Origin of the sequence: Peribacillus sp. TH27 (assembly GCF_016650915.1) — a bacterium.
GTDB lineage: Bacteria > Bacillota > Bacilli > Bacillales > DSM-1321 > Peribacillus > Peribacillus butanolivorans.
The window spans coordinates 2,072,152-2,094,878 of the sequence record NZ_JAEKEV010000002.1 but is presented as its reverse complement, the minus strand read 5'-3'; the positions used below and the strand labels follow the sequence as shown (position 1 = coordinate 2,094,878).

Genomic DNA, 22,727 nt, shown 5'->3' with positions numbered 1-22,727 from the left:
GCATTTTTTATTATGTAGACCGACAAAGAAATGTACTTTTTTTATTGTCAAAAATTCAAAGTTGATCCAGTGCTTGGTTATTCAACGAAGCTCCATTTTTGATTAAGATAAAAGGGCACATTGAGAAATTGATCATCAATGAGAGAAGGTAATTTCAGTTCTTTTAGATCGCTTACTGCTGAAATAAGTAAGAAGATTATCTAACAAGGAAATAAACCGGTCTGAATATGACCGGTTTGTTACATTTAGATTACTCTGTTTTAGCGCTCTGATCTTTATTTCTTTTATTTCCTTTACTGTTGTCCCCACTAACAGGAACTTGTCCGTGTAATTGCGGTGAATTTTGATTACGGCTGCCTTTATTAAATTTTTTTGTCATATCTCACATCTCCTTTCTTATTTCAAATACAGTTTGTCCGTTTTTGGTGAACTTATGTTTTCTCATGAAAAGAACATCCATAGAATCTAATCCTTTACAATTTTTAATAAATTATTTTAAAAAAATTAATACCATCTTTACTTTAATTTGCTAAATTTGATTTGTGGCTTGGATAGGCACTATTTAACAAGTTAATCGAGAAGTACATACATAGTCTATTTCGATTTTGCAGAGAAGGTGAGTTTGGCTTCAAAATAAGTGATGGGACTTAGTTCAGAATGAAGCTGATGAGTGAGAAATTTTAAAAAATAGAGGACTAAGTCTTCAAGGAAAATAAAGGAGGACATTATGGAAAACATACCGTTAAATAGACGCACCTTTTTAACACGTATTGGAACAGGAGCTACTGCTCTTGCAGTGGCCACTTCTGGTTTAGGTATTTTAAGCGAGACAGTTAATGCGGAAACCGACAGCCTTTTACATGTAAAACCGAAGAAAAAGGGCTTTAAGTTTACTCCGATTGAAACTACAAATAAGGACGAACTCGTTCTTCCAAAAGGATTTAAATATGACGTTGTAGCCGCTTATGGCGATGTAATCAATGGTAAAGGTGACACATTTGGTTTTAATAATGATTTCACCCTTTACTTTCCTATTCAAAATTCCAATGAAAGAGGATTATTATGGGTAAACCACGAATATACAAACCCTCTTTACGTGGAAGGAGAAAAAGTAAATGGCAAGTATGCTCCTACACAAATTGAAAAGCTTCTTTATAACCAGGGCGGTTCCATTATTGAAGTGTACTATGACAAGAAAGTGAATAAATGGAAAATGGATGCTGCTTCCACTTATGCCCGACGAGTAACGGGATTAACATCTTTTGCACTTACTGGGCCGGCCAAAGGAACAAAAGTGGTAAACGGCGCAACAAGTGTTCAGGGAACATTCGCTAACTGTTCTGGTGGAAAAACATTATGGAATACGGTTTTATCCTGTGAAGAGAACTTCGAAGAAACCGCTAATAATGCCGGATTAAACCAAACACATTACGGCTGGGTAATCGAAGTTGACCCGTTCAATCCAAATTTTGCGGTTCGCAAACATACCGCTCTTGGACGTTTCAACCATGAAAATGCTTCAATGGGACTTGCCAAAGACCAACGTGTCGTCGTTTATATGGGAGACGATAAAAAAGATGCTTGTGTCTATAAATTTGTAAGTAAGGATAAATATGTACCTGCATTAGGAAAGGCAAATTCCCGTCTTCTTGAGGAAGGGAATTTATATGTAGCGGACTTTAAAAAAGGAAGATGGATAGCTCTGACAATTGAGGCCGTACAAAAGGCGGCGGCTGGCAAACCGGAACTATTGGAAAAGTTCCAAACGCAAGGTGATGTTGTTACTAACTGTCACGAAGCAGCCCTCCTTCTTGGCGGAACACCGACTGACCGACCGGAGGATGTGGAAATTTCACCATTTGATAGCTCGATCTTTATTGCACATACGAATAATGATAAGCACGGAAACTTACATGGACACATTACACGTTTTATCGAAAAAAAAGGTGACCATGGAGCAACTGAGTTTGAATATGAAATTTTCGCAGCTGGCGGACGTCAAAGCGGATTCAGCGCACCAGACAACTTAACTTTTGACAGCAACGCGAATTTATGGACCGTAACGGATATTTCATCGAGTAGCTTAAATCAAGGTGCATGGACAAGCTTTGGCAATAACGGAATGTTTGTCATTCCTACCGTTGGTCGAGATAAAGGGATTGCCTGGCAGTTTGCAGCCGCTCCAATGGAGGCTGAATTAACCGGACCTTGTTTCACTCCAAATGAAAAGACACTATTCTTGTCTGTTCAGCACCCTGGTGAAGAAACGGAAGATATCAATAATCCTACAAGTACATGGCCGCATCGTAAAGGTGAAAAGATGCCTCGTCCGGCAGTCGTGGCTATTACAGGATTTAAATTTTAAGGAGGAAACACGATGTTGCAAAATATTGGGATACCTGGATTGGTTTTGATTTTGGTCATTGCTCTCATCATATTTGGTCCATCTAAGTTGCCCGAAATTGGACGTGCTTTCGGTAGCACATTGAGAGAATTTAAAAACTCTACTAAGGATTTAATTTCATCAGACGAGAAAGAAGAAAAGACGCAATCTAAGTAATTTTTAAGAAGATGTAAGCAATAAGCTTACATCTTCCTCTTGCATTTAAGAAAGGAGGGGCTGTATGACTAGTCAAGAAATGCTTATGGTTGAGCACCTTGAGGAACTCAGGAAACGGATCATCAATACTTTGATTGCTTTTCTGGTTTTTTTAATTGGATCATTCATTTTTGTGAACGACATTTACACATGGCTTATTCGTGATCTCGGCCATAAGTTAGCTGTATTGGGGCCAAGTGAAATCCTCTGGGTATATTTTATGATTTCTGGCGTGATTGCGATTGCTCTTACGATTCCAATTGCCGCCTATCAAACATGGCTATTTGTAAAACCGGCACTTTCTGAAAATGAACGAAAAACGACACTAGCGTACATTCCTGGACTGTTTATCCTTTTTATTGCCGGTTTATCATTCGGATATTTTGTCGTGTATCCAACCGTTCTGGGTTTTTTACTATCTTTGTCTGAAGGTCAATTTGAAACGATGTTTACGTCTGAAAAATATTTTAAATTTATGATTAACTTGACACTGCCGTTTGGATTTTTATTCGAAATTCCGCTGGTTGTCATGTTCCTCACCTCTCTTGGTGTCGTTAATCCTATGATTCTTTCAAAAGCGCGAAAGATAGCTTACTTTTTGCTTGTCGTTGTAGCCATTTTAATTACACCACCAGATTTCATGTCAGATATATTAGTTACCGTGCCTCTTTTAATTTTATACGAGTTTAGTGTGACATTGTCAAAAATCGTCTACCGGAAAAAACTCAAACAGCAATCAGATAACGTCATTGAAATGAGGAAAACGTCTTAAATAAAAACGAACTTCTGTTTATAAGGAGTTCGTTTTTTATTATGTAAATTGGGGTAACCATTCTATGCTCACCAAGCTAAGTGAGGAATTCCTATGCGAGAAATATAGGACATATTATCCGTTGAGTGATTATATATCAATAAAATTTTTCTGGATATTCATTCATCTGTTCGTAAAAGTATACTTTTACGAAATTTTTTTGATTGTTACTTCTTTAAAATAGGCTGTGTTAAACAATGCCTGTGATTTTTCTTCTTCAGCTAGGGCAGATTAGATGAAGAAGCCGACCATTAAAGGTCGGCTTTTTTCATTCTATTTTTAACAACAGGCGCCATATCCGTAACCGCCGCCGTAACCGCCGCCGTAACCGCCGCCGTAACCGCCGCCGTAACCGCCGCCGTATCCACCAACAAAGCTAGCTCCAACAATGATTAAGAGTATAAACAAAACGACTATAAAGGCGAAACCTCCACCAAATCCAAAACCGTCGTCACACCTTGATTCACAACCTGACATATAGACATCTCCTTATTAGTTTTTAAGGAGGAAATTAATTAAATGGGTAATATCACCTTATGCTCTAATCAGGGAAATGACACAAGTTCATTGGATAAAATGTTGAAGGTACCTCTTATTGGGATTAAAGGTTCGTTAGTTCAATAACACCTATGAATATAATCAAACTTTTTAATGAAATTTCTTTACCAATTAATATGTAAAGAAACCATTCTGAGAAGTCTTTTTTCAAAATGGTTTCTTTTTATTAAACGTAAAATGAAGGCACGCACATATTTCTGACAAAACTCTATTTCAAAGCTAAACAAAACGTTCCAAAAATCCTTAACCATAGAACTTCCTTTATCAATTTTACCAAAATTATAGGTACTAAATAAAGTTCGATAATTTTTAATAAAGATTGATAATTTGTAAAAAAGTTTGATAAAAATTCTATTTTGATAATGCAACTTCGTTTTTTTCAGGATCCACTTTAGCATTTCTTCTTGAATAAAAAATGACCCACCTTGGTCCGCATTAGTTAAGAGGCGTGGTGGGTTCTTTTATCTTAATAATAATTCCTTTTATACTATTCAAGAAAACACTACAGTAAATGGAATAATAAAAATCGATATTACTTAAAAAATAGATTCATTACTTATTTTTTAGAATAATCTTCATGATAAGCGGGAAGTGTTACTGTAATAGTTGTTCCCTTATTCGAAACACTATTTATATTAAGTGTACCTTTCATCGTTTGGATTGTCTTAACAGCTAACATTGATCCTAACCCTGTACCTTTTTCTTTGCAACTGTAATAAGGTTCACCAAAACGGTTTATTTGTTCTTTGTTCATTCCTATTCCATTGTCACTTATTTCGATAATTATGTCGAAATTATTTTTATAGGAAACAATACTAAGTTCCCCGCCGTTTGGCATAGCCTCTATACCATTTTTAATCAGGTTTATGAAGCATTGCTTGAAATGTTGAATATTCCCACGCGTAATGCCTGGAGTTAACTGTTCTGATATATTAACTAAATTCATGTTAGCTAATGGTTTTATCATTTCAATTACATATCCTATTTCACGGTTTATTAAGATATTATCCACTTTTTCGATTGCAGGTTTTGCAAATGCTAAGTATTCACTAATAATTGATTCTGCACTATTAAGTTCTCTAACAACATGTTCTATATATTGTTCTTTTACTTCTTGAGAGAGATCAGAAGCCTTTAGCAGTTGAACAAACCCTTTCACAACTGTTAAAGGATTTCTAATTTCATGTGAAATACTAGCTGCAAGTTGACTAACTATCTCCATCTTTTCAAGTCTCACCATTTGTGTTCGGATTAAAATTGCATCTTTTAAAATTTCCATGATATATACAGCCAAAACGATAATAAAAGGAGGGAGGATGATAAAGTAAAATACATACGCCTCCGTTATTCGAAAATAATCAGACATAACGAGTGAAATAAAGCTGGTTAGTATTCCTAGAAACAAAATTAATAGTATGGAGCTATTTAGCTTATTTTTTCTATTAAAATTTTTGAATTTGGAAGAAAATAGAGCCGTTATAATAAATATAACGATATATACAATTAACGTAAGTAAATTGAAACCATAAAAAGCAAATCTAAAAGTTAATATTATGACTAACAGAGCAGCCCCTACAGGCCAACCACCATAAAGTGTCCCTATAATAAAAGGGATTTGCCTGAAATCATGGACACAATATTCATCTATATAAATAGGAAACTTCATACATAATATAATAGGAATGCTCATGCATGTAGTAATGAGGGTCTTGCTATACTGACTTAACCTTTTGCCATGATCTAATAAAATGGAATAAATCAAAATACTTACTAAGATATAAAAGAGATTATCTAATATGTTTTGATTAATATAAATAAAATTCATTGGATTCTCCTGAAAAATTAACAACTAGGTCTATTATACAGGAATAACATTAAAAAGGAGGATTTTAATATGGTAATTGTTAATTGACAAGAACGACGTTTAAATATAAAGAAAGACTTGTTTAGAAACGCCATCCAGTTACTTCATTAAAGGGCGCTTTAATGAAAAAAGAAAACAGAAATGATCAAACTATAAAGAATGATTTAAGCTGATTGTACTACTAGGGTTAATGGCATTATTATTACTATTAATTTAAATTCGAAAAGGTAAGTAAGTTTATTTTCATCTTCAACTAAAAACAGGGCGTTGATTCGGTAGAATTAACGTCTTTTATTTTTGTTTTATTAATGGTACTTGGATTTAATTATTTCATTACAGTAGATACTATCTTTTATACTTATGTTTTAATGTTTTACGAATTTTATGTAGTCAAATAATGATAAAAAGTATATAATCACATTAATATTTGTACCTATAAATATTATATATAATAATAAATTTAATAGGATGGTATAAAAACGGAGGGTTTATAATGAAGTTTCCACATGATTTTTTATTTGGAGCAGCTTCTGCTTCTTATCAAATAGAAGGAGCATGGAATGAAGATGGTAAAGGTATAACGAATTGGGATGTCTTTTCAAAGATTCCAGGGAAAACGTATGGGGGTACTAACGGTGATGTAGCCATAGACCATTATCATCGATACAAAGAAGATATAAAATTAATGGCAGAGATGGGACTTGAATCGTACCGTTTTTCCATTTCATGGGCACGTATTTTGCCAACAGGAGACGGAGAAGTCAATGAAAAAGGCTTGGAATTTTATAATAATGTTATTAATGAATGTTTAAAATATGGTATTGTTCCATTTGTTACGCTGTATCATTGGGATTTGCCTCTGACGCTTGAAGAAGATGGAGGATGGACGAATAAGAGAACAGCTGAGGCCTTCGTCAAGTATGCAGGAATTTGTTTTCGGGCATTTGGAGACCGCGTCAAACATTGGATTACGTTTAATGAAACGGTTATGTTCTGCGGATTAGGCTATTTAAAAGGAGCTCACCCGCCTGGTATCCAAAACGATGAGTATAAATACTTTCAAGCGACACATTACGTGTTTTATGCACATGCAAAAGCTGTAGAAGTCTATAAAGAACTAAAATCTTACGGCGAGGTTGGTATTACCCATGTTTTCTTACCAGCTTACAGCGTAGATGATAAACATGAGAATGTATTAGCTGCTAGACATGCTAATGAATATGAAACTTTTTGGTATTATGACCCAATTTTAAAAGGTGAATATCCGTCTTATGTGGTTGAGCAATTAAAGGAGAAAGGCTGGACGCCAAGTTGGACAGAAGAAGAATTAGATACGTTAAAAAGAAATGCTGGAAAAAATGATTTTATTGGACTTAATTATTATCAGCCCATTCGAGTAGAAAAAAATCACGAGGCTGACTCATCCATGGCACATTCAAGAGAAACATCTACTCTAGCTCCAGGCAACCCGTCTTTCGATGGCTTTTATCGGACCGTAAAGATGGAAGATAAAACATATACAAAATGGGGGTGGGAAATCTCACCTCAAGGGTTTTTAGACGGGCTGCATATGTTAAAAGAGCGTTATGGTGATATTAAAATGTATGTAACAGAAAACGGACTTGGTGATGAGGATCCGATTATTGAAGGTGAAATAGTAGATGTTCCTCGTATTAAATATATTGAGGAACATTTAAAAGTGATAAAGCGTGCAATCAAAGAAGGCATTCATTTAAAAGGGTATTACGCATGGTCTGTCATTGATCTATTAAGCTGGTTAAATGGGTATAAAAAGCAATACGGATTTATTTACGTGGATCATCATGATCATTTAAACCGAAAGAAAAAGCTGTCGTTTCATTGGTATAAGCATATTATTGAGACGAGAGGAGAAGAGCTGTAAGTAAAAAGAAAACCTCTTGATTTTAATCAAGAGGTTTTGTGTATAATAGAAGCAGTAAATGATTGAGGACGATTAATAGGGAGATAATATGGCTGTAAAATATAAAGAAATTGCTGATCGATTAGAATGTGAAATACAGGAAGGTAAGTTTGATAAAACAAAAAAGTTGCCGACAGAAGAAGAACTGATAAAAAAATTTGAAGTGAGCCGAAATACGATTCGAAAAGCAATTAATCAGCTGGTCAATCGTGGCTATATCTATCAGGTGCAAGGCAGCGGCATGTTTTTACGGGAAGAATCTGTAACAGATTATATTAATTTAGGCAGTCTCAGAGGATTAACAAAAGATTTGACTTCAAAAACAATTGAGACGAAAATTCTGGCTTTACATGTGCTAGAAGCTGATGAAGTAAACGCAAAACAAATGCGATGTGAAGTAGGAACAAAACTTTATTATATCAAGCGGCTACGAATTGTAGATAAAGAACCTTTTTCAATTGAAATAAGTTACTTTAAAAAAGATATTGTGCCATATTTAAATGAAGATATTGCAGCGAGTTCTATTTACAGTTACCTTATAGAGGACTTAAAATTAAACATTGGTTTTGCTGACAAAGTAATTAACTGCGAAAAAATCGATGAAGCAAGTGCGATAGTGCTGCAAGTTAATCCGCTAGATCCAGCATTGATTATTGAAAATACAGTATGCTTATCTAACGGAACCATCTTTGAATTATCTAAATCAGTATTCCATTATCAAAAAGCAAAAATCTTAAATCGAACCAATTTTAAATAAAATAAGATTGAACCGGTAAAGACTTCTGTTCTTAATTGGAATTGAACAGTGTAGCTTTTACCCTTCCTAAATGTGTTAGTGACTTATGTAAATAATCCAAGTGATTTTTTGTTATTGATGTTACTGATAATATATCTAATTAAAAAATATTATTAATCTAAGAGGCGATACTTTGACAAAGTATCGTCTCCTTATATACGATTGCACAATGATTTGGTCTTATTTAACCCGGCCCCAATTACTTAATAATGATTTCTGGACAGACTTCCCTACGAAAGAGGAAGTTTGTCCTGTTTTTTAACAATGAACAAATTTAACAGATGCCTTAGCTGAAAATCCGGAGCTGTCTTTAAGGCAGCTTTTTTTTATTCAACTATTGAGGGAGGTTAGTTAATCAAAAGGAAAGTTATTAGACATAATTTTTTGAAAATTATTGATGGTCATATTAGTAGGTATTATACTAATTACTAATCGCTAAACGGAAATGGGCAAAATTATCAAGGCAAAACAATGGAGAAAAGAGCTAATGTAGATTACGCATGGTATTACATAAAATAAGGTCCGTCAGTAATGAAAGGTAAATCGCTGCGATAGAAGTAATAGCATTCCGTAAATTATCTTTTTTTTACCTCTTGAAAAATAATTGAAATAACAATTTAATTAGGAAGAAAAAAAGTTCTTCGGAAAGGAAGACAGAATAATGTCTGAAGCATTAAAAAGTATAGAAAATCAACCAGATTGGATACAAACATATATTGATTCTCCAGAAAAACAACAACAGTTATATCGACGTACGTTGCTGATTGTTGTTATATCACAAATATTCGGGGGGGCAGGTCTTGCAGCTGGTGTAACCGTCGGAGCACTTCTTGCACAAGACATGCTGGGTACAGAGAGTATGGTAGGGGTTCCGACTGCATTGTTCACATTAGGTTCTGCAGGAGCAGCGCTGATTGTAGGGCAACTCTCCCAACGTTTTGGACGCCGTTCTGGACTCGCAACCGGTTTCTTGGCTGGTGGTCTTGGCGCGGTCGGGGTAGTAATTTCCGCATTAATTAACAGCATTCCACTTTTATTTGTTTCACTGCTAATCTATGGTGCTGGATCGGCTACAAACTTACAAGCACGCTATGCCGGTACAGACTTGGCAAGTTCTAAACAGCGGGCAACAGCTATCAGTATTGCTATGGTATCAACCACATTAGGTGCTGTTGCAGGCCCCAATTTGGTAAATATAATGGGCGAATTGGCTTGGTCAATCGGTGTTCCTTCTTTGGCTGGTCCATTTATTCTTGCGGCTGTAGCTTACATCCTTGCTGGCTTGGTGTTATTAGCTTTACTTCGTCCAGACCCTTTCATTGTGGCAAAAGCAATGGCAGATGTTCAGAAAACACACAATGCCGTACTTTCAAACAAGGATTCAAATGCACCGACGATAAACAAGCGAGGAATTGTTGCCGGAGCTACAGTAATGACCTTAACTAATTTTTTAATGATTGCAATTATGACAATGACACCTATACATATGGGACATCATGGACATGATTTGAAAGAGGTAGGGGTAGTAATTGGTTTTCACATAGCAGCGATGTTTCTGCCTTCTTTAGTAACTGGATTCTTAGTAGATAAAATTGGACGAACTGCAGTGGTTATCGCTTCTGGTGCCACTCTGCTCGCTGCTTGTATACTTGCTTCCAGTGGACCAGCTGATTCCATGCTGGTGCTCAACACCTCACTTGTTTTACTTGGGCTTGGCTGGAACTTCGGTTTGATTAGTGGTACAGCGCTGATAGTTGATTCAACTCACCCTTCCACTCGCGCAAAGACGCAAGGATCTGTCGATGTTTTGATTGCTTTGTCAGGAGCAGCGGGCGGTGCACTATCTGGCATGGTTGTAGCTCATTACAGCTATGCAACACTCTCATTTGCCGGAGCTATCCTTTCACTACTGCTTATTCCAGTTGTCATTTGGTCCCTTAGAGGTAAAGAATGATGGACTTTTAAAGTTAAGAAGTATGGAAAATGCACAAAATTATTCATTCAATTGAATATGTGATTTGACCAATCTTTTTTCAAATCGTGCTCTTTCTATTTGTATTTGCGGAAAAAAAGATTGATAACTTATATTGAAGTTTGATAAAAACAGCTTGTTAGATTTTGGAAATCTAGCTAGCTGTTTTTATTTGGAATATATAAATGTAGAATGAAGTGCGAAAGAATATTTTTATTTACCTAAAGGGCCGTAGAAACTCATTTAGGAAAGTAGGTAGCGTATGGATTTCTTTCAATTTATTATTTTGCTTTGCTATTACATTGCATAATATAGAAGAGGCTCTTTGGCTGCTTAAATGGCCACAGCAGGTGAATTTCATTTTGCTGTGATTATCATTACTAAAAAATAATTGAAGCTTAGGGGGCACGAGGAACTTTTGATCAATCTTTATTTCAAAGCTACACATCCCGAGGAGACCCCCAGTTATTAATTATTTTTTTTGATTTTAATTACTGGATATTTCATATTCGTTTAAAAATTCAATAATTCCATCTACCAACCCAGATGATAATGGTAGTTCAGGATTTGTATAGGTTGCTAGATTTCTCTCTCGATCTACAGGTGCTTCTTTCAATACATGATTCATCTTCTCGAGTATAAGTAATTCAGAATCTCCTTTTGCCTTGTGTAGCGCTTCTGCATTAGTGGACGCCACTTGAATATCTCTATTACCGTTTACAATTAGAACAGGGATAGTTAGCTCTTTTACTAATTCTATCGGATTATATTGAATCCAAGAAATCATGTAAGGTTGAACAGAAGGACGGAATACACTTTGCAAGTCTGCACTTACAGTCTTAACTTGTTTACCTTGTTTTAGTTTTGTTAATATATCTTTAGACTCTGTTAATAACTTCGGTGTCAGCTGCTCTTCAAGCTGTTTAAGAAGTACTTGGTCAATAGGTTCGCCTGCTCCAGCTAATGAAATGAATGTGTCTGTCTCTGTTTTCTTTGCAGCTGCCATTCCAATTAATGAACCTTCACTATGACCGATGATGCCAACTTTAGAAAAACGGCTATCCTTTTTAGCAAATTGAACCCATGCAGCTGCATCTTCAATATATTGTTCGAATCTCAGTTCCTCTTCTTTTCCTGCCAAATTCATATTTTCCCCGACTCCGCGCTTATCATACCTAATACTTGCGATACCTTTTTCTGCAAGACTTTCTGCTAACATTTTCAAACTATTATTTTTCCCAGGAAGTGCAATGGAGTTCCCATCTTTATCAGTTGGACCCGAACCCGCAATTATAATCATCACAGGAAAAGGACCTTCATCTTTTGGTGTTTCTAAAAGTCCATACATGGTTCCTTTCTCCAAGTCGGCCTTCACAACTTCACCTGATCTTTTTTCCTCAACTTTTTCATCAGATTTCTTGAGCAATTCAAAAGGAAACTCTTGCCCTTGCTGAACAAATGTTCCTGAAATCTTCTCCTGATCTACTTTCCCATCAAACGTTATTTGCTGATTTTGAATTTTCATATCAAAAAACAAGTCTGATTTATTTAACTTTACATTTGTTAAGGGGAATTTGTTCAATCCTTGTACAGGAATACTTATCGTTCCATCTTTCTTCGTGAAATGAACAATAATCGGGAGAGGCTGATTTGGAATCATTATTTCTCCTTCCCACGTACCTTCAATAGCTTTCAACGAATTCTTTTCCACCTGTTCTACCTCCTTAGTACTGCACCCTAGCAATAATACTAAAGCACTTACAATGATACACATAATCGAAAACAGTCTTTTCATAAGAGCCCCTTTCCAGCCTATAGATAATAGGAACAGAAGATATTTTTTTAGAAGTTAGTGTTCCAGTACTTTATAACTCGAATAAAGCCTAATACAGTGCGATCAAATTTATTGTTTGATTCAGTCACTCATTCCTTAACAAGTCGGATTAGTCTTCTTCCAGTTGATACAACTACATTTTAACATTTAATTTCAATAATTTTCCTTATAATAAAAATTATTCTTCCGCTAAACTGTAAACTTTTAGTTGTGGTAGCAAATAATGAAATAACTGGTGCTTTACTTCAATAAGGGAGTTGGTTTGGTAACGGGGCAGATTATTTGAAGAAGAACTATATAAATAAAAGGGGTTTTTTAGAAGTTAAGAAAGTATAATTTGTTTATTTAATGATGATATAGATATAATGGAACAATTATCAAATATTCCGAAAGTGAGTTGATTTTGTATGGATACTCAAGTAACTACGAAATTTAAAATACTCAAACCAGTTAATGAGGTATTTGAAGCCATAGTAGACCCTGAAAAAATGTCTAATTATTGGTTTTCATCGGGAACTGGAAGAGTGGAACAAGGCAAGACGATTACTTGGAGATATGATGAATACAATGCTGAAGGGGTTATCAATGTATTGGAAGTCGAGGAAGATAAAAAAATTGTTTTCTCGTGGGGAGGATATGGTCAAGAAACGGTTGTTACAATTACACTAAAAGAGTTGGATAATACGAGTACAATTATTGAAGTAAACGAATTGGGTTTTAAAGAAGATGACCCCGAGATAATAAACAAAATGATAGGACAAAAAGAGGGTTGGGTATATATGTTAACTTGTTTAAAGGGTTATTTGGAAAATGGTATTAGTAATTTGAGAGCATCATTAATCCATTAGTTAAATAATTCTTGTGGAACTAACAGGTGCGACTGTAAAAAAATATAGAAGGAGATCCTATATCATGACTGTACAAGTAAAGCTTAAAGATATTATTGAAGAAATGGAAATACAGTTTGAAGAGTCTCAATCATTTCTAAATATTAATACGGGTGAAATTTTTTTTGTAACTTCTAATGATTTGAGAGCTGCTGAAGATGATGAACCATTCGATCATTTACCTGATTGGCAACAAGAAAATTTAAGGGTTGCTAATGATGTTGTTGAAAACTTTGAGAATTATATAGAGTTACCAACTAAATATGATGTCCATGAATATGAAATGATGGAAGACTTCTGCCTAACTGTTAGTGATCTACGAAAGCAAAATTCTTTATTATTAGAAATTAAGGGAAAGGGTGCCTTTAGAAAATTCAAGGACAAAATAATAGATTTTGAAATCGAAGATCAATGGTATTCATATCGTGACGAGCGTTTTAAACAAATTGCTAAAAAATGGTGTCAAGATAATAACGTCAACTATATTGAATAGATAAGACAAAGTACTTTCAATAAGCGTGAATGAGACTAACTAGCAAGAATCATTTTAAGAAAAAAAAAATCATCAAACCTTTAGTTTGATGATTCAGTTTGTAGACAAAAGGGGTCCAGAATGTTTTAATTCTGGACCCCTTTTGAAATTCCCTTTGAATTTTGATCAAGATTAAGAGATTGGGCCTCTACGAGCCCACTTTATTAAGCCATTATTGGACCTTGCCATGTCCAATTGCAATCTTCTTTAAATTCATGGCAGCGAATGTAAGCATCGCCTGCATCGACAATTTTTTAAGTCCCCTTAAAGTAGTCCAACGCATACCATGCTTTTCTTTTGCATCTGCGAATACACGCTCTATTGTTTCTTTGCGTTTCGCATATATAGGTTTTACATCCTTGTGGTGACGCAGATGATCTGCTTCTTCCATATAATTTTGCCAGATATGGCGTGTCACCACTTTTTGATGGTCTTTGCTTACTGTACACTGTGATAAAAATGAGCATGTCGCACAAGTGTGTTTGGGTGATTTGTACTCGCGATAGCCCTCTTTATTTGTTGTTGAGTACTTTAAAATCTCGCCCGATGGGCAGAGATAACAATTAAAATGTTCATCGTAAACATAGTCATGCTTGCGAAAGAACCCTTCTTTTGTTCGTGGACGTGTATAGGGTAAAGCTGGTGTGATTTCTTTCCCAAAAAGGTAGCTTGTAATGGCTGGTGTTTTGTAAGCTGCATCTGCGGCAACAGCTTCAGGTTTTCCAACTTTCTCAATCACTTGTTCAACAAGAGGCTCTAAGATATGACTATCATGCGTATTTCCTGGTGTTACAATCGTCCCCAGTACAAAACCGTTGCGGTCTGCAGCCGCATGAAATGAATAGGCAAACTGTTTTGTTCGTTCATCTTTTACATAGTAGCCACTCTCAGGGTCAGTTGAACTTTCTTTAATTTCTTTGGTTTCTTCTTTATCAAATTTATCCAGTGGAAAAGGCTTCTTTCCATTGTTTTCACGATCTTGATTTATTTCTTCTTGAAGGCGTTCTTGATATGCTCGTGTTTCCTTACGAACGATTTTCTTTTCGAATTTCCGCTTATTCGCACTGGCTTTCACATGTGTTGAATCAACGAATACGTGCTCTGCACTAATTAACTATCTTTCTGAGGCTGTCATTAAGATACGATAAAAAATCTGTTCAAACAGGTCTGTATCTTTAAAGCGACGCTCATAATTTTTCCCGAACGTTGAGAAGTGAGGTACTTTATCATGGAAACCGTAACCTAAAAACCAACGGTAAGCCATATTCGTTTCAACTTCTTCAATCGTTTTACGCATCGAACGAATACCGAAGGTATATTGAATGAATGTCAATTTAACTAAAATAACTGGATCAATACTTGGGCGGCCTATCTCTGAATACATCTCTTTCACCAAGTCATAAATGAAAGTGAAGTCAATGGCCCCCTCAATTTTACGAACCAAATGGTTCGCTGGCACCAGTTGATCCAAAGTAATCATTTCAAGTTGATCTCGCTGAATAGAATTATGTTTCGAAAGCATCGTCATCACCTCAAGTTTTAATACTCCTATATTAAAACAAAAAAGACTGTAGGAAAAAGTGTTTATTTCTAATTGTTAAAACAAAGTTGATTGGAACGGAAGGTGCGAGACTCCTGCGGGAAAAGCGTGTCCAAGGGAGACCCCACAGGCGCAAAGGCGCCGAGGAGGCTCCCTGACCGCCCGCGGAAAGCGAGTGCCTGCAGTGGAAATCAACTTTCGAATTTTTACACCCCCTCAAAAAAACTGTAGACAAACTCGATTTTCATCGAGTTTGTCTACAGTCTGAATCATCAAACCTTTAGTTTGATGATTTTTTTACTTGTTCGGAAGTATTAGAAGCATTTAATAAAACTACCCCTCCAATTATTAATACTAAGCCACCTAATGTAATGATGCTAAATGGTTCTCGCCATAACAGTACACCAATTAACGCTGTTATAGCTGTTCCTATTCCTGACCAAATAGCATAAGCTAAACTTAACGGAATTGTTTTAAGACATAATGATAAGCAATAAAATGCTAAACCAAAACCAAGAATAACTCCAATTGAAGGGAATAAATTTGTGAATCCTTCCGACAATTTAAGCATTGTCGTGCCGAATATTTCGCTGATAATTGATATTCCTAAAGCGATATAACCTTTCATACAATTACCTCCGATTCTCTAAAGGTTAATGAGCGCCACCACTTGAGAGTTTCAAAACAACAACTCCACCAATGATTAGGACTAAACCAAGAAATTTTTTCAGATTAAAACTTTCTTTATAAACGATAACACCCACTAATGCGGTTAAAGCTGTGCCTATACCTGACCAAATAGCATAAGCCGTACCAAGTGGAATTGTTTTAAGAGATAAAGACAAGCAATAAAAGGCTATACCCATTCCAATTATTACTCCAATGGAAGGGAACAACTTTTTAAATCCGTTTGATACTTTTAACATTGAACTACCAAATACTTCACTAATGATGGCTATTCCCAAAATTACATATGGATTCAAGGTGAACTCCTCTTATTTTGTCATATTTATTAATTGCTGGATTACTTCCTTATTCATTTTGTCATCTAACGGTGCTATATTAAACAGTTCTGAGTAATAAATGCCATCTATTGCTAACCGAATAATAGTTGCTGTTATAGGATTTATATTATCCTGTTCGACTTTGTTTTGCATATACTGATAACTTTTGGACATACTTTCTGATAAACTAGGATTCAACATAGAAGCAGCAATTATTCCTATATTTAACTCGGCATTGTGGTCCAAGTCCTCTTTGGTTGTTTCAATTAAAGCACGACACCATTTCCCTTTTTCTAATGGGTCTTTCTTAGCATGTTCTTCAAATAACATAGTGAATTCTTCAAAAATATATTGTGTTAACCCTAGCAATAATGCTTCTTTATTTGGGTAGTGATATAATAAGCCACCTTTACTTATTCCAGCTTGTTTTGCCACAGCATCTAAAGTCAAATCATTAAAATCATTTTGAATAATGAATTCTTTTGCAGATTTCAAGATAAGATTACGTTTCATTTTAGCTTTCGATTCCAAATAGTATCAATCCTTTTTAAAACCGTCCAGACGGTTTTTTTAAAATAATATCGTCCAAACGGTTTTTTTGTCAAGTACATACAATAACTCTTATTCAACTAAACCAGCCAATAGTTTGTTAATATTTTCCAATAAACACTTAACATATTTCATGCGATGCTTAATTTGTGCATACCAAATAATTTTCAAAGGTTCTGTGAAGTTTTGGGCTATTTTTTACTTGGTGTAGAAAAGAAAAAGATTTCGGAAACTTCTGATAAAATTGTTGACCGATGGGGAAGAGGCGTTATCTTAGTCATCTTTTTATGTACTTTTCCGTCGGTAAGTACAAATGATATGAATTGGCTTTTGATACTTTATTTATTTTTATTATATGCTTTCAGTCTATTCTTGAGTGGAAGTACCTGAAGAACTCAAAATAATATGTCACCACCCTTATTTTTCTAATATTAGGTGTAATTATTATGTATAATATTGAATATTTTTTTCAATTATTGGGCTGAAGTTAGGTTGCTTAATAGATAGAAGGTTGTGAAATATTGTACTTAAAGTAACAGGTGCTTTACTTCAATAAGGGAGATGCTTAGGCAGGTTTTTTCTTATGGAGGTAAGGCGGCAGCACTCCAATGAATAAAAATGAGATTTGAGCGTAAAAAGACCCTTGGTATGGTAAAAGTGTCCTGAGGCTGGCCAGCCTCAGGACACTTTTATCAAAACCAGGAGACCTAGCATGAATTATACCCAAAATAAGAAAATCGCTCATGAAAAATTTCTTCATGATATTGGTACTCGTATTGTAAAAGTCGTTCCCTTTCCGAGTTCACCTTTAACAGATATAGTCCCATCATGCATATCAATAATCTTTTTCACAATCGATAAACCTAAACCACTCCCACTTTTTGAGCGTTCCCTTGCCTGGTCTGCTTTATAGAATCGTTCGAATATGTGAAGCTGGTCTTTATCTGAAATGCCAATTCCAGTATCAGAAATCTTTATGACTGCTTGATCATCAATCTGTTGTAATCGAATAGTAATTGTTCCATGATAGTGGGTGAATTTGATACTATTGTGTATTAAATTTGTCCATACTTGGCTCATTAAATCCTCATCTATAAAGACCGAAATCTTTTCTAATGATACATCCATTACTAATTCTTTTTGCATCCAATTCGGTTCGCAAGCCAAAATAATTGTTCGAATTTGTTGATCTAGTCGATAGCTTTTTTTTTCAAACGGATGATGCTTGGATTCAAGGGATGTAAGCTTCAGAAGATTATCACTTAATTTAGATAATCTCCGGCTCTCTGTCTCAATAATATGGAGGTAATGATTTCGTTCTTCTATTGTCAGCTTATTAAATTGAAGCGCTTGGGCAAATCCTACAATGGAAGTAAGAGGCGACTGTATTTCATGTGAGACATTAGAGATGAATTCCTGCCGCATTTCTTCCATTTGTTTCAATTGTTTGGCCATGTGATTGAAGTGGTTAATGATTTCGGTTATTTCGCCGTTTCTCTTATCCATTTTAAAATCCAAATGGACATTATAATCGCCATTGGCAATTTTCCTTAAGGCATCAATGATCTCCAGGTAAAAATTTACGCGTTTATTGTGATTTATAGCATGCATAAGATAACCAATGAATATCATAATGGCGATGCTAGTCATGATTGTTGCTAGATATTGAACAAAATCGGATAGTCTTAAAGGCAATAGCTGAATGATATAGTAACCAGCCGAAAAACAAAACGACATAAACGCCAGAAAAAACAGTCCGCCAAGTATTGGTTTGAAAAATCGATTGGCCGTCAACTTGTTATCTCCAAACGGTAACCTAATCCCCAAATCGTTCGAATCCGAAATGGGAATTCCAATTCTGGAAACCGTTCTCTCACTCTTTTAATATGAACATCGACAGTTCGTTCATCACCTTCATAATCATAGCCCCAAATATCTTCAATAAGTTCTTCCCTAGAGAAAGTTTTTCCAGGATAACTTGCTAGTTTAAATAACACTTCAAACTCTTTTAAAGGAATCGTATATTCCAGGTCTTTAAATGACATTTCATGTGTGTTGCGATTCATCTTTAATTCACCTATCTTTAATGTTTGAGAAATAGTGATTTTATACCGTTTTAATAATGCTTTTATTCTAAGGACTAATTCGATTGGCTCAAATGGTTTTACAAGATAATCATCTGCCCCAAGACCAAATCCCTTTACTTTCTGTGTTGTTTCTCCTTTTGCCGTCAGCATTAAAATGGGGATATCACTAAATTCCCGTATCTCTTTGCATAATTGCCATCCATCCATGTTAGGCATCATTATATCAATAACTGCTAAATCGATTTTTACCTTCTCCATTAAGTTCAATGCTTGTAGCCCATCTGAGGCTTCATATAGATCAAACCCTTCTTTTCTTAACAAGAGTTGTATAAGTTCACGAATATGGGCATCATCATCGACAATTAATATTTTTGTCATCCTTCTTCTTTCCTTTCGATGAATTAGGCTAGTTCAAGTTTGTTTAACTGCTGTTCAGCAAATTCGCGATATAATGAGTGCGTATTATATAGTTCTTTATGTGTTCCGCTGCCTGTTATTTTCCCTTTTTCTAGGAAGATGATTTGATCTGAATTAATGACAGTCGATAGGCGGTGAGCAATTACTATTGTTGTTCTGCCTTTCATTAAATCATTTAACGCCTGTTGAACAACATGTTCCGATTTGCTGTCTAGGCTTGAGGTAGCTTCATCAAGCATTAATATTTTTGGGTTTCTTAAAAATGCACGAGCAATCGCAATTCTTTGTCTTTGACCGCCTGATAATTTCATACCTCGTTCACCAACCTCAGTATCATATCCGTTTGGAAGTTCAGAAATAAACTGATCGGCATACGCCATTTTAGCTACTTGATTTAATTCTTCATCTGTTATATCCCGATCTATTCCATAACAAATATTATCTCTAATTGTACCTGATACAATAGGACTTTCTTGCGAAACATAACCAATCTGGCTTCTCCATGAAAGGAGTGTGAAATCATTTATGGATTTCCCACCTATGGAGATAGAGCCTTGCTGTGGTTTATAGAAACGCTCAAATAATGAGAAAAGAGTCGTTTTTCCGCTGCCACTTGGGCCGACAATTGCAGTGACTTTACCTGCTTCAACGGTAAAGCTTATATCTTTAAGTACCTGTTCTCCATTATTATAACTATAGTTTAGATGATCCACGGTGATTGATTGATTGATATTTTGAACTTGCTGATTCGCGTCTTCTTCCTCTTCTGAATCCAAAATGGAAATTATACGCTCTGTTGCACCCGTAGCTTTTTGGAATTGTGTAAAGAAACCTGCTAATTGAGCCATTGGCATGATAATTTGGAAAAGGTACATAATGAATGCAACTAAAGCTCCAGCTGACAGAGCTCCTGAAGAAACACGCATTCCCCCATAACCTAAAATTAGGACAAGTAATGCCATCATGACTAAACTCATTAGTGGGCCAATTAAAGCTTGTATTTTTGCTTCTTTTAATCCGAATTGAAATAATTTGGTAATCCCTTTATTTCCATTTTGATATTCAAATGTTTCTGCATTGGATGCTTTAACTAGACGGATTTCGGTTAGCACCTGTTGGAGAATTGAGGTGAAACTTGCTGTCTCATCCTGCATCCCCTTTGATATTTGATGCATTTTTTTGCCAAGCGGCATTAATATTAAAACAGAGAGTGGGATTGCAATGAGCATCAACAATGTCATTTTCCAATCCAGTACAAATAACACAATCATGGAGCCTACAATGGAAATGATTCCTGTAACGAAATTAGATAGGTGTTCCGAAATTAATCCTTTCACTACAGTTGTATCATTTGTCATTCGACTAACTGTTTCTCCTGATTGATGTTCATCAAAATAATTCACGGGTAATACAAGTAATTTTCTCCATAGTTGATCTCGAATACCCGCTACTACAGATTGCCCGATCCGATTTAATAAATAGATGGAAAATCCACTAGCCAATGCTTGAACAATAATTGCAAGAACGAGAAGTGTGATCCGTTCAGTGCTTAGTGAGCTAATTGAAAAATCATTAATAAGATTCTTTGTGAATAACGGGACTAATAATCCTACACCTGTTGTACTTAAGCTTAATACTAAAGCAATCCCTATCATTAGTTTAGAAGGCTTTGTTTGTTGAACTAATCGAATAAACTGGCGCCATCCTTTTTGCTTTTTTACTTCTGACATATTTATTTACATCCTTTCTTAATCCTTTTTACAAGAGGAAGTATACAAAGAAGTTATGAATTGAATATGAACTTCTAAGTTAATTATTCTATTTAGTGGTTTTTTCGAAATAACTGGTAACATGACTTTGTTTTGCTAGTTAATCTACCAAAAAAGCAAACATAGGGATGCCGTAGCTAAAATCCGTGCATGAATGATTTGTTAAATAAGTGATACTTCATATTAGATGAAGCCGTTGAACAAATCATAAATCAACTTTAATGTTTACCAAAGCCTTTTGTATAAAATATACAGGAGTTTGCCCTAATCCAGATGACCTTTATATGAATGAAATAGATAGGACATAATAGATATCATAGGATTTAGATATTTTAGTAAGGGTTACATATAGAAAAGTATGGAATTATCAAGAGGGCATAATTTTTGACCAAGGATCTTTAACAGTGATACGCTTACTTTTAGATATTACGTATTCAAAATCAAGGAGGAACACAAAATGACACAATCCAAACAACAAAAAATCACCCTGGCAAACCGACCAAAAGGAATGCCTTCGAAAGAAGATTTTAACTTTGTGGAGAGTGATGTTCCCACACCAAAAGAAGATCAAATATTATTACGGACGCTTTATTTATCTGTCGATCCATACATGCGTGGAAGAATGCAAGATACTAAATCATATATAGCTCCATTTGAATTGAATAAGGTCATCACTGGAGGCGTTGTAGCCGAAGTGGTAGAATCCAATTCGAATTCCTTCAAACAAGGAGATGTTGTTGTTGGGAATATCGACTGGGCAGAGTATACGGTGGTCAATGAAAAAGAAATCCGAGTGATTGATCCTAAAGTTGCCCCTGTCACAACTCATTTAGGGATTCTCGGGATGACTGGTTTAACAGCTTACTTTGGTTTGCTCGATATCGGAAAACCTCAAGAAGGTGAAACAGTCGTGGTTTCTGGAGCAGCTGGGGCTGTTGGTTCAGTAGTTGGACAGATTGCTAAAATCAAAGGTGCTAAGGTAGTAGGCATTGCTGGCTCAGATGAAAAACTTGAGTATTTAACAAAAGAGCTTGGCTTCGATGGAGCTGTTAATTATAAAAAAGATAGCTTTGCGACAGATTTAAAAAACGCTGTTCCTAACGGAGTCGATGTTTATTTCGATAATGTTGGCGGTGAGGTAACGGATGCTGTTTTCACACTTTTAAATACAAATGCTCGTATTCCATTATGCGGAGCGATTTCCTCTTATAATGCAGAAGGAAAAGATTTAGGGCCGCGTCTGCAATCGGCGATGATCAAAACGAGTGCACTTATGAAAGGTTTCACAGTTGGTAATTATGCCGAAAGATTCCAAGAAGGTGCGACAGATTTAGGGGAATGGCTACAGCAAGGAAAATTGAAGTATGAAGAAACCATTATTGAAGGGTTTGAAAATACCCCTGATGCATTTCTAGGTTTATTTAAAGGAACGAATCTGGGTAAACAACTTGTAAAAGTTGCAGAACCTAAATACGCTACGCTCTAAGCATGGGAACCTAGTAGAGGGTAACATTGGTGTGACATAGTCTTTAAAACAGTATTGAAAAAAGAGTAAATAATTAAGGG

The 22,727-nt window shown here is 35.5% G+C and carries 18 protein-coding genes and 3 pseudogenes; 10 read left to right on the top strand and 11 right to left on the bottom strand.

From position 1 onward, the window contains the following. Positions 1-250 precede the first annotated feature (250 nt). Positions 251-379, bottom strand: coding sequence for a hypothetical protein (locus JFU24_RS30760; protein ID WP_255264060.1), 129 nt, complete (start codon positions 377-379; stop codon positions 251-253). A 348-nt stretch (positions 380-727) separates the two neighbouring features. Here JFU24_RS30760 and JFU24_RS11495 point away from each other — a divergent pair, with 348 nt between their 5' ends. From JFU24_RS11495 to tatC, 3 genes are all read left to right on the top strand, one after another. Continuing rightward, positions 728-2,365 (top strand): PhoX family protein, encoded by a 1,638-nt coding sequence (locus tag JFU24_RS11495; protein ID WP_201221947.1) that lies wholly within the window; start codon positions 728-730, stop codon positions 2,363-2,365. 12 nt (positions 2,366-2,377) lie between these two features. Then, positions 2,378-2,560: a twin-arginine translocase TatA/TatE family subunit gene (locus JFU24_RS11490; protein ID WP_053344654.1), complete on the top strand. Its 183-nt coding sequence runs from the start codon at positions 2,378-2,380 to the stop codon at positions 2,558-2,560. A 64-nt stretch (positions 2,561-2,624) separates the two neighbouring features. After that, on the top strand, positions 2,625-3,371 hold the full coding sequence (gene tatC / locus JFU24_RS11485) for a twin-arginine translocase subunit TatC (protein ID WP_201249958.1): 747 nt from the start codon (positions 2,625-2,627) through the stop codon (positions 3,369-3,371). A gap of 399 nt (positions 3,372-3,770) precedes the next feature. Here the strand turns inward: tatC and JFU24_RS31325 are convergent. Both JFU24_RS31325 and JFU24_RS11475 read right to left on the bottom strand, forming a co-directional pair. Beyond that, positions 3,771-3,887 (bottom strand): annotated as a pseudogene (locus JFU24_RS31325) (YjcZ family sporulation protein); the annotation flags it as partial. A 637-nt stretch (positions 3,888-4,524) separates the two neighbouring features. Then, on the bottom strand, positions 4,525-5,793 hold the full coding sequence (locus JFU24_RS11475) for an ATP-binding protein (protein WP_201221945.1): 1,269 nt from the start codon (positions 5,791-5,793) through the stop codon (positions 4,525-4,527). Between the two features lie 532 nt (positions 5,794-6,325). Between JFU24_RS11475 and JFU24_RS11470 the strand changes: the two genes are divergently transcribed. The 4 genes and pseudogenes from JFU24_RS11470 to JFU24_RS31320 form a co-directional block, all read left to right on the top strand. Further along, complete coding sequence (locus JFU24_RS11470) at positions 6,326-7,735, top strand: GH1 family beta-glucosidase (RefSeq protein WP_201249956.1); 1,410 nt, start codon at positions 6,326-6,328, stop codon at positions 7,733-7,735. Positions 7,736-7,823: 88 nt separating this feature from the next. Beyond that, positions 7,824-8,531, top strand: coding sequence for a GntR family transcriptional regulator (locus JFU24_RS11465; protein WP_201182393.1), 708 nt, complete (start codon positions 7,824-7,826; stop codon positions 8,529-8,531). Between the two features lie 700 nt (positions 8,532-9,231). Continuing rightward, positions 9,232-10,524: an MFS transporter gene (locus JFU24_RS11460; protein WP_201182391.1), complete on the top strand. Its 1,293-nt coding sequence runs from the start codon at positions 9,232-9,234 to the stop codon at positions 10,522-10,524. A gap of 284 nt (positions 10,525-10,808) precedes the next feature. Next, a pseudogene (locus JFU24_RS31320) lies at positions 10,809-10,924 on the top strand (HXXEE domain-containing protein); the annotation flags it as partial. A gap of 105 nt (positions 10,925-11,029) precedes the next feature. Here JFU24_RS31320 and JFU24_RS11455 read toward each other — a convergent pair. Further along, entirely contained in the window at positions 11,030-12,253 is a 1,224-nt protein-coding gene (locus JFU24_RS11455) for an alpha/beta hydrolase family protein (RefSeq protein WP_309558640.1), read from the bottom strand. A 530-nt stretch (positions 12,254-12,783) separates the two neighbouring features. On the opposite strand from JFU24_RS11455, the gene JFU24_RS11450 reads away from it, so the two are divergent. Together JFU24_RS11450 and JFU24_RS11445 are read left to right on the top strand one after the other, a co-directional pair. Further along, the gene (locus JFU24_RS11450) at positions 12,784-13,224 is read left to right on the top strand and encodes an SRPBCC family protein (RefSeq protein WP_201221943.1); all 441 of its coding nucleotides are present in this window, start codon (positions 12,784-12,786) and stop codon (positions 13,222-13,224) included. Positions 13,225-13,288: 64 nt separating this feature from the next. Then, positions 13,289-13,756, top strand: a complete 468-nt coding sequence (locus JFU24_RS11445) for a UPF0158 family protein (protein WP_201182385.1) — start codon at positions 13,289-13,291, stop codon at positions 13,754-13,756. A 203-nt stretch (positions 13,757-13,959) separates the two neighbouring features. Here the strand turns inward: JFU24_RS11445 and JFU24_RS11440 are convergent. The 7 genes and pseudogenes from JFU24_RS11440 to JFU24_RS11410 all read right to left on the bottom strand — a co-directional run bounded on the left by JFU24_RS11440 (position 13,960) and on the right by JFU24_RS11410 (position 21,128). Further along, a pseudogene (locus JFU24_RS11440) lies at positions 13,960-15,317 on the bottom strand (IS1182 family transposase). A gap of 298 nt (positions 15,318-15,615) precedes the next feature. Continuing rightward, positions 15,616-15,963 carry a DMT family transporter gene (locus tag JFU24_RS11435; protein WP_053344663.1) on the bottom strand — a complete coding sequence of 116 codons (348 nt, stop codon included), beginning with the start codon at positions 15,961-15,963 and terminating at the stop codon, positions 15,616-15,618. A gap of 25 nt (positions 15,964-15,988) precedes the next feature. Then, on the bottom strand, positions 15,989-16,261 hold the full coding sequence (locus tag JFU24_RS11430) for a DMT family transporter (protein ID WP_235569608.1): 273 nt from the start codon (positions 16,259-16,261) through the stop codon (positions 15,989-15,991). A gap of 69 nt (positions 16,262-16,330) precedes the next feature. Then, entirely contained in the window at positions 16,331-16,870 is a 540-nt protein-coding gene (locus tag JFU24_RS11425; RefSeq protein WP_201221942.1) for a TetR/AcrR family transcriptional regulator, read from the bottom strand. A gap of 774 nt (positions 16,871-17,644) precedes the next feature. Further along, complete coding sequence (locus tag JFU24_RS11420; RefSeq protein ID WP_242485326.1) at positions 17,645-18,682, bottom strand: HAMP domain-containing sensor histidine kinase; 1,038 nt, start codon at positions 18,680-18,682, stop codon at positions 17,645-17,647. Beyond that, positions 18,679-19,353, bottom strand: coding sequence for a response regulator transcription factor (locus JFU24_RS11415; protein WP_201182380.1), 675 nt, complete (start codon positions 19,351-19,353; stop codon positions 18,679-18,681). The genes JFU24_RS11420 and JFU24_RS11415 overlap by 4 nt, the downstream gene beginning before the upstream one ends. Before the next feature lie 23 nt (positions 19,354-19,376). Further along, on the bottom strand, positions 19,377-21,128 hold the full coding sequence (locus tag JFU24_RS11410; RefSeq protein ID WP_397443447.1) for an ABC transporter ATP-binding protein: 1,752 nt from the start codon (positions 21,126-21,128) through the stop codon (positions 19,377-19,379). Between the two features lie 490 nt (positions 21,129-21,618). On the opposite strand from JFU24_RS11410, the gene JFU24_RS11405 reads away from it, so the two are divergent. Further along, positions 21,619-22,647 (top strand): NADP-dependent oxidoreductase, encoded by a 1,029-nt coding sequence (locus JFU24_RS11405; RefSeq protein ID WP_201182376.1) that lies wholly within the window; start codon positions 21,619-21,621, stop codon positions 22,645-22,647. The last annotated feature ends 80 nt before the right edge of the window (positions 22,648-22,727 follow it).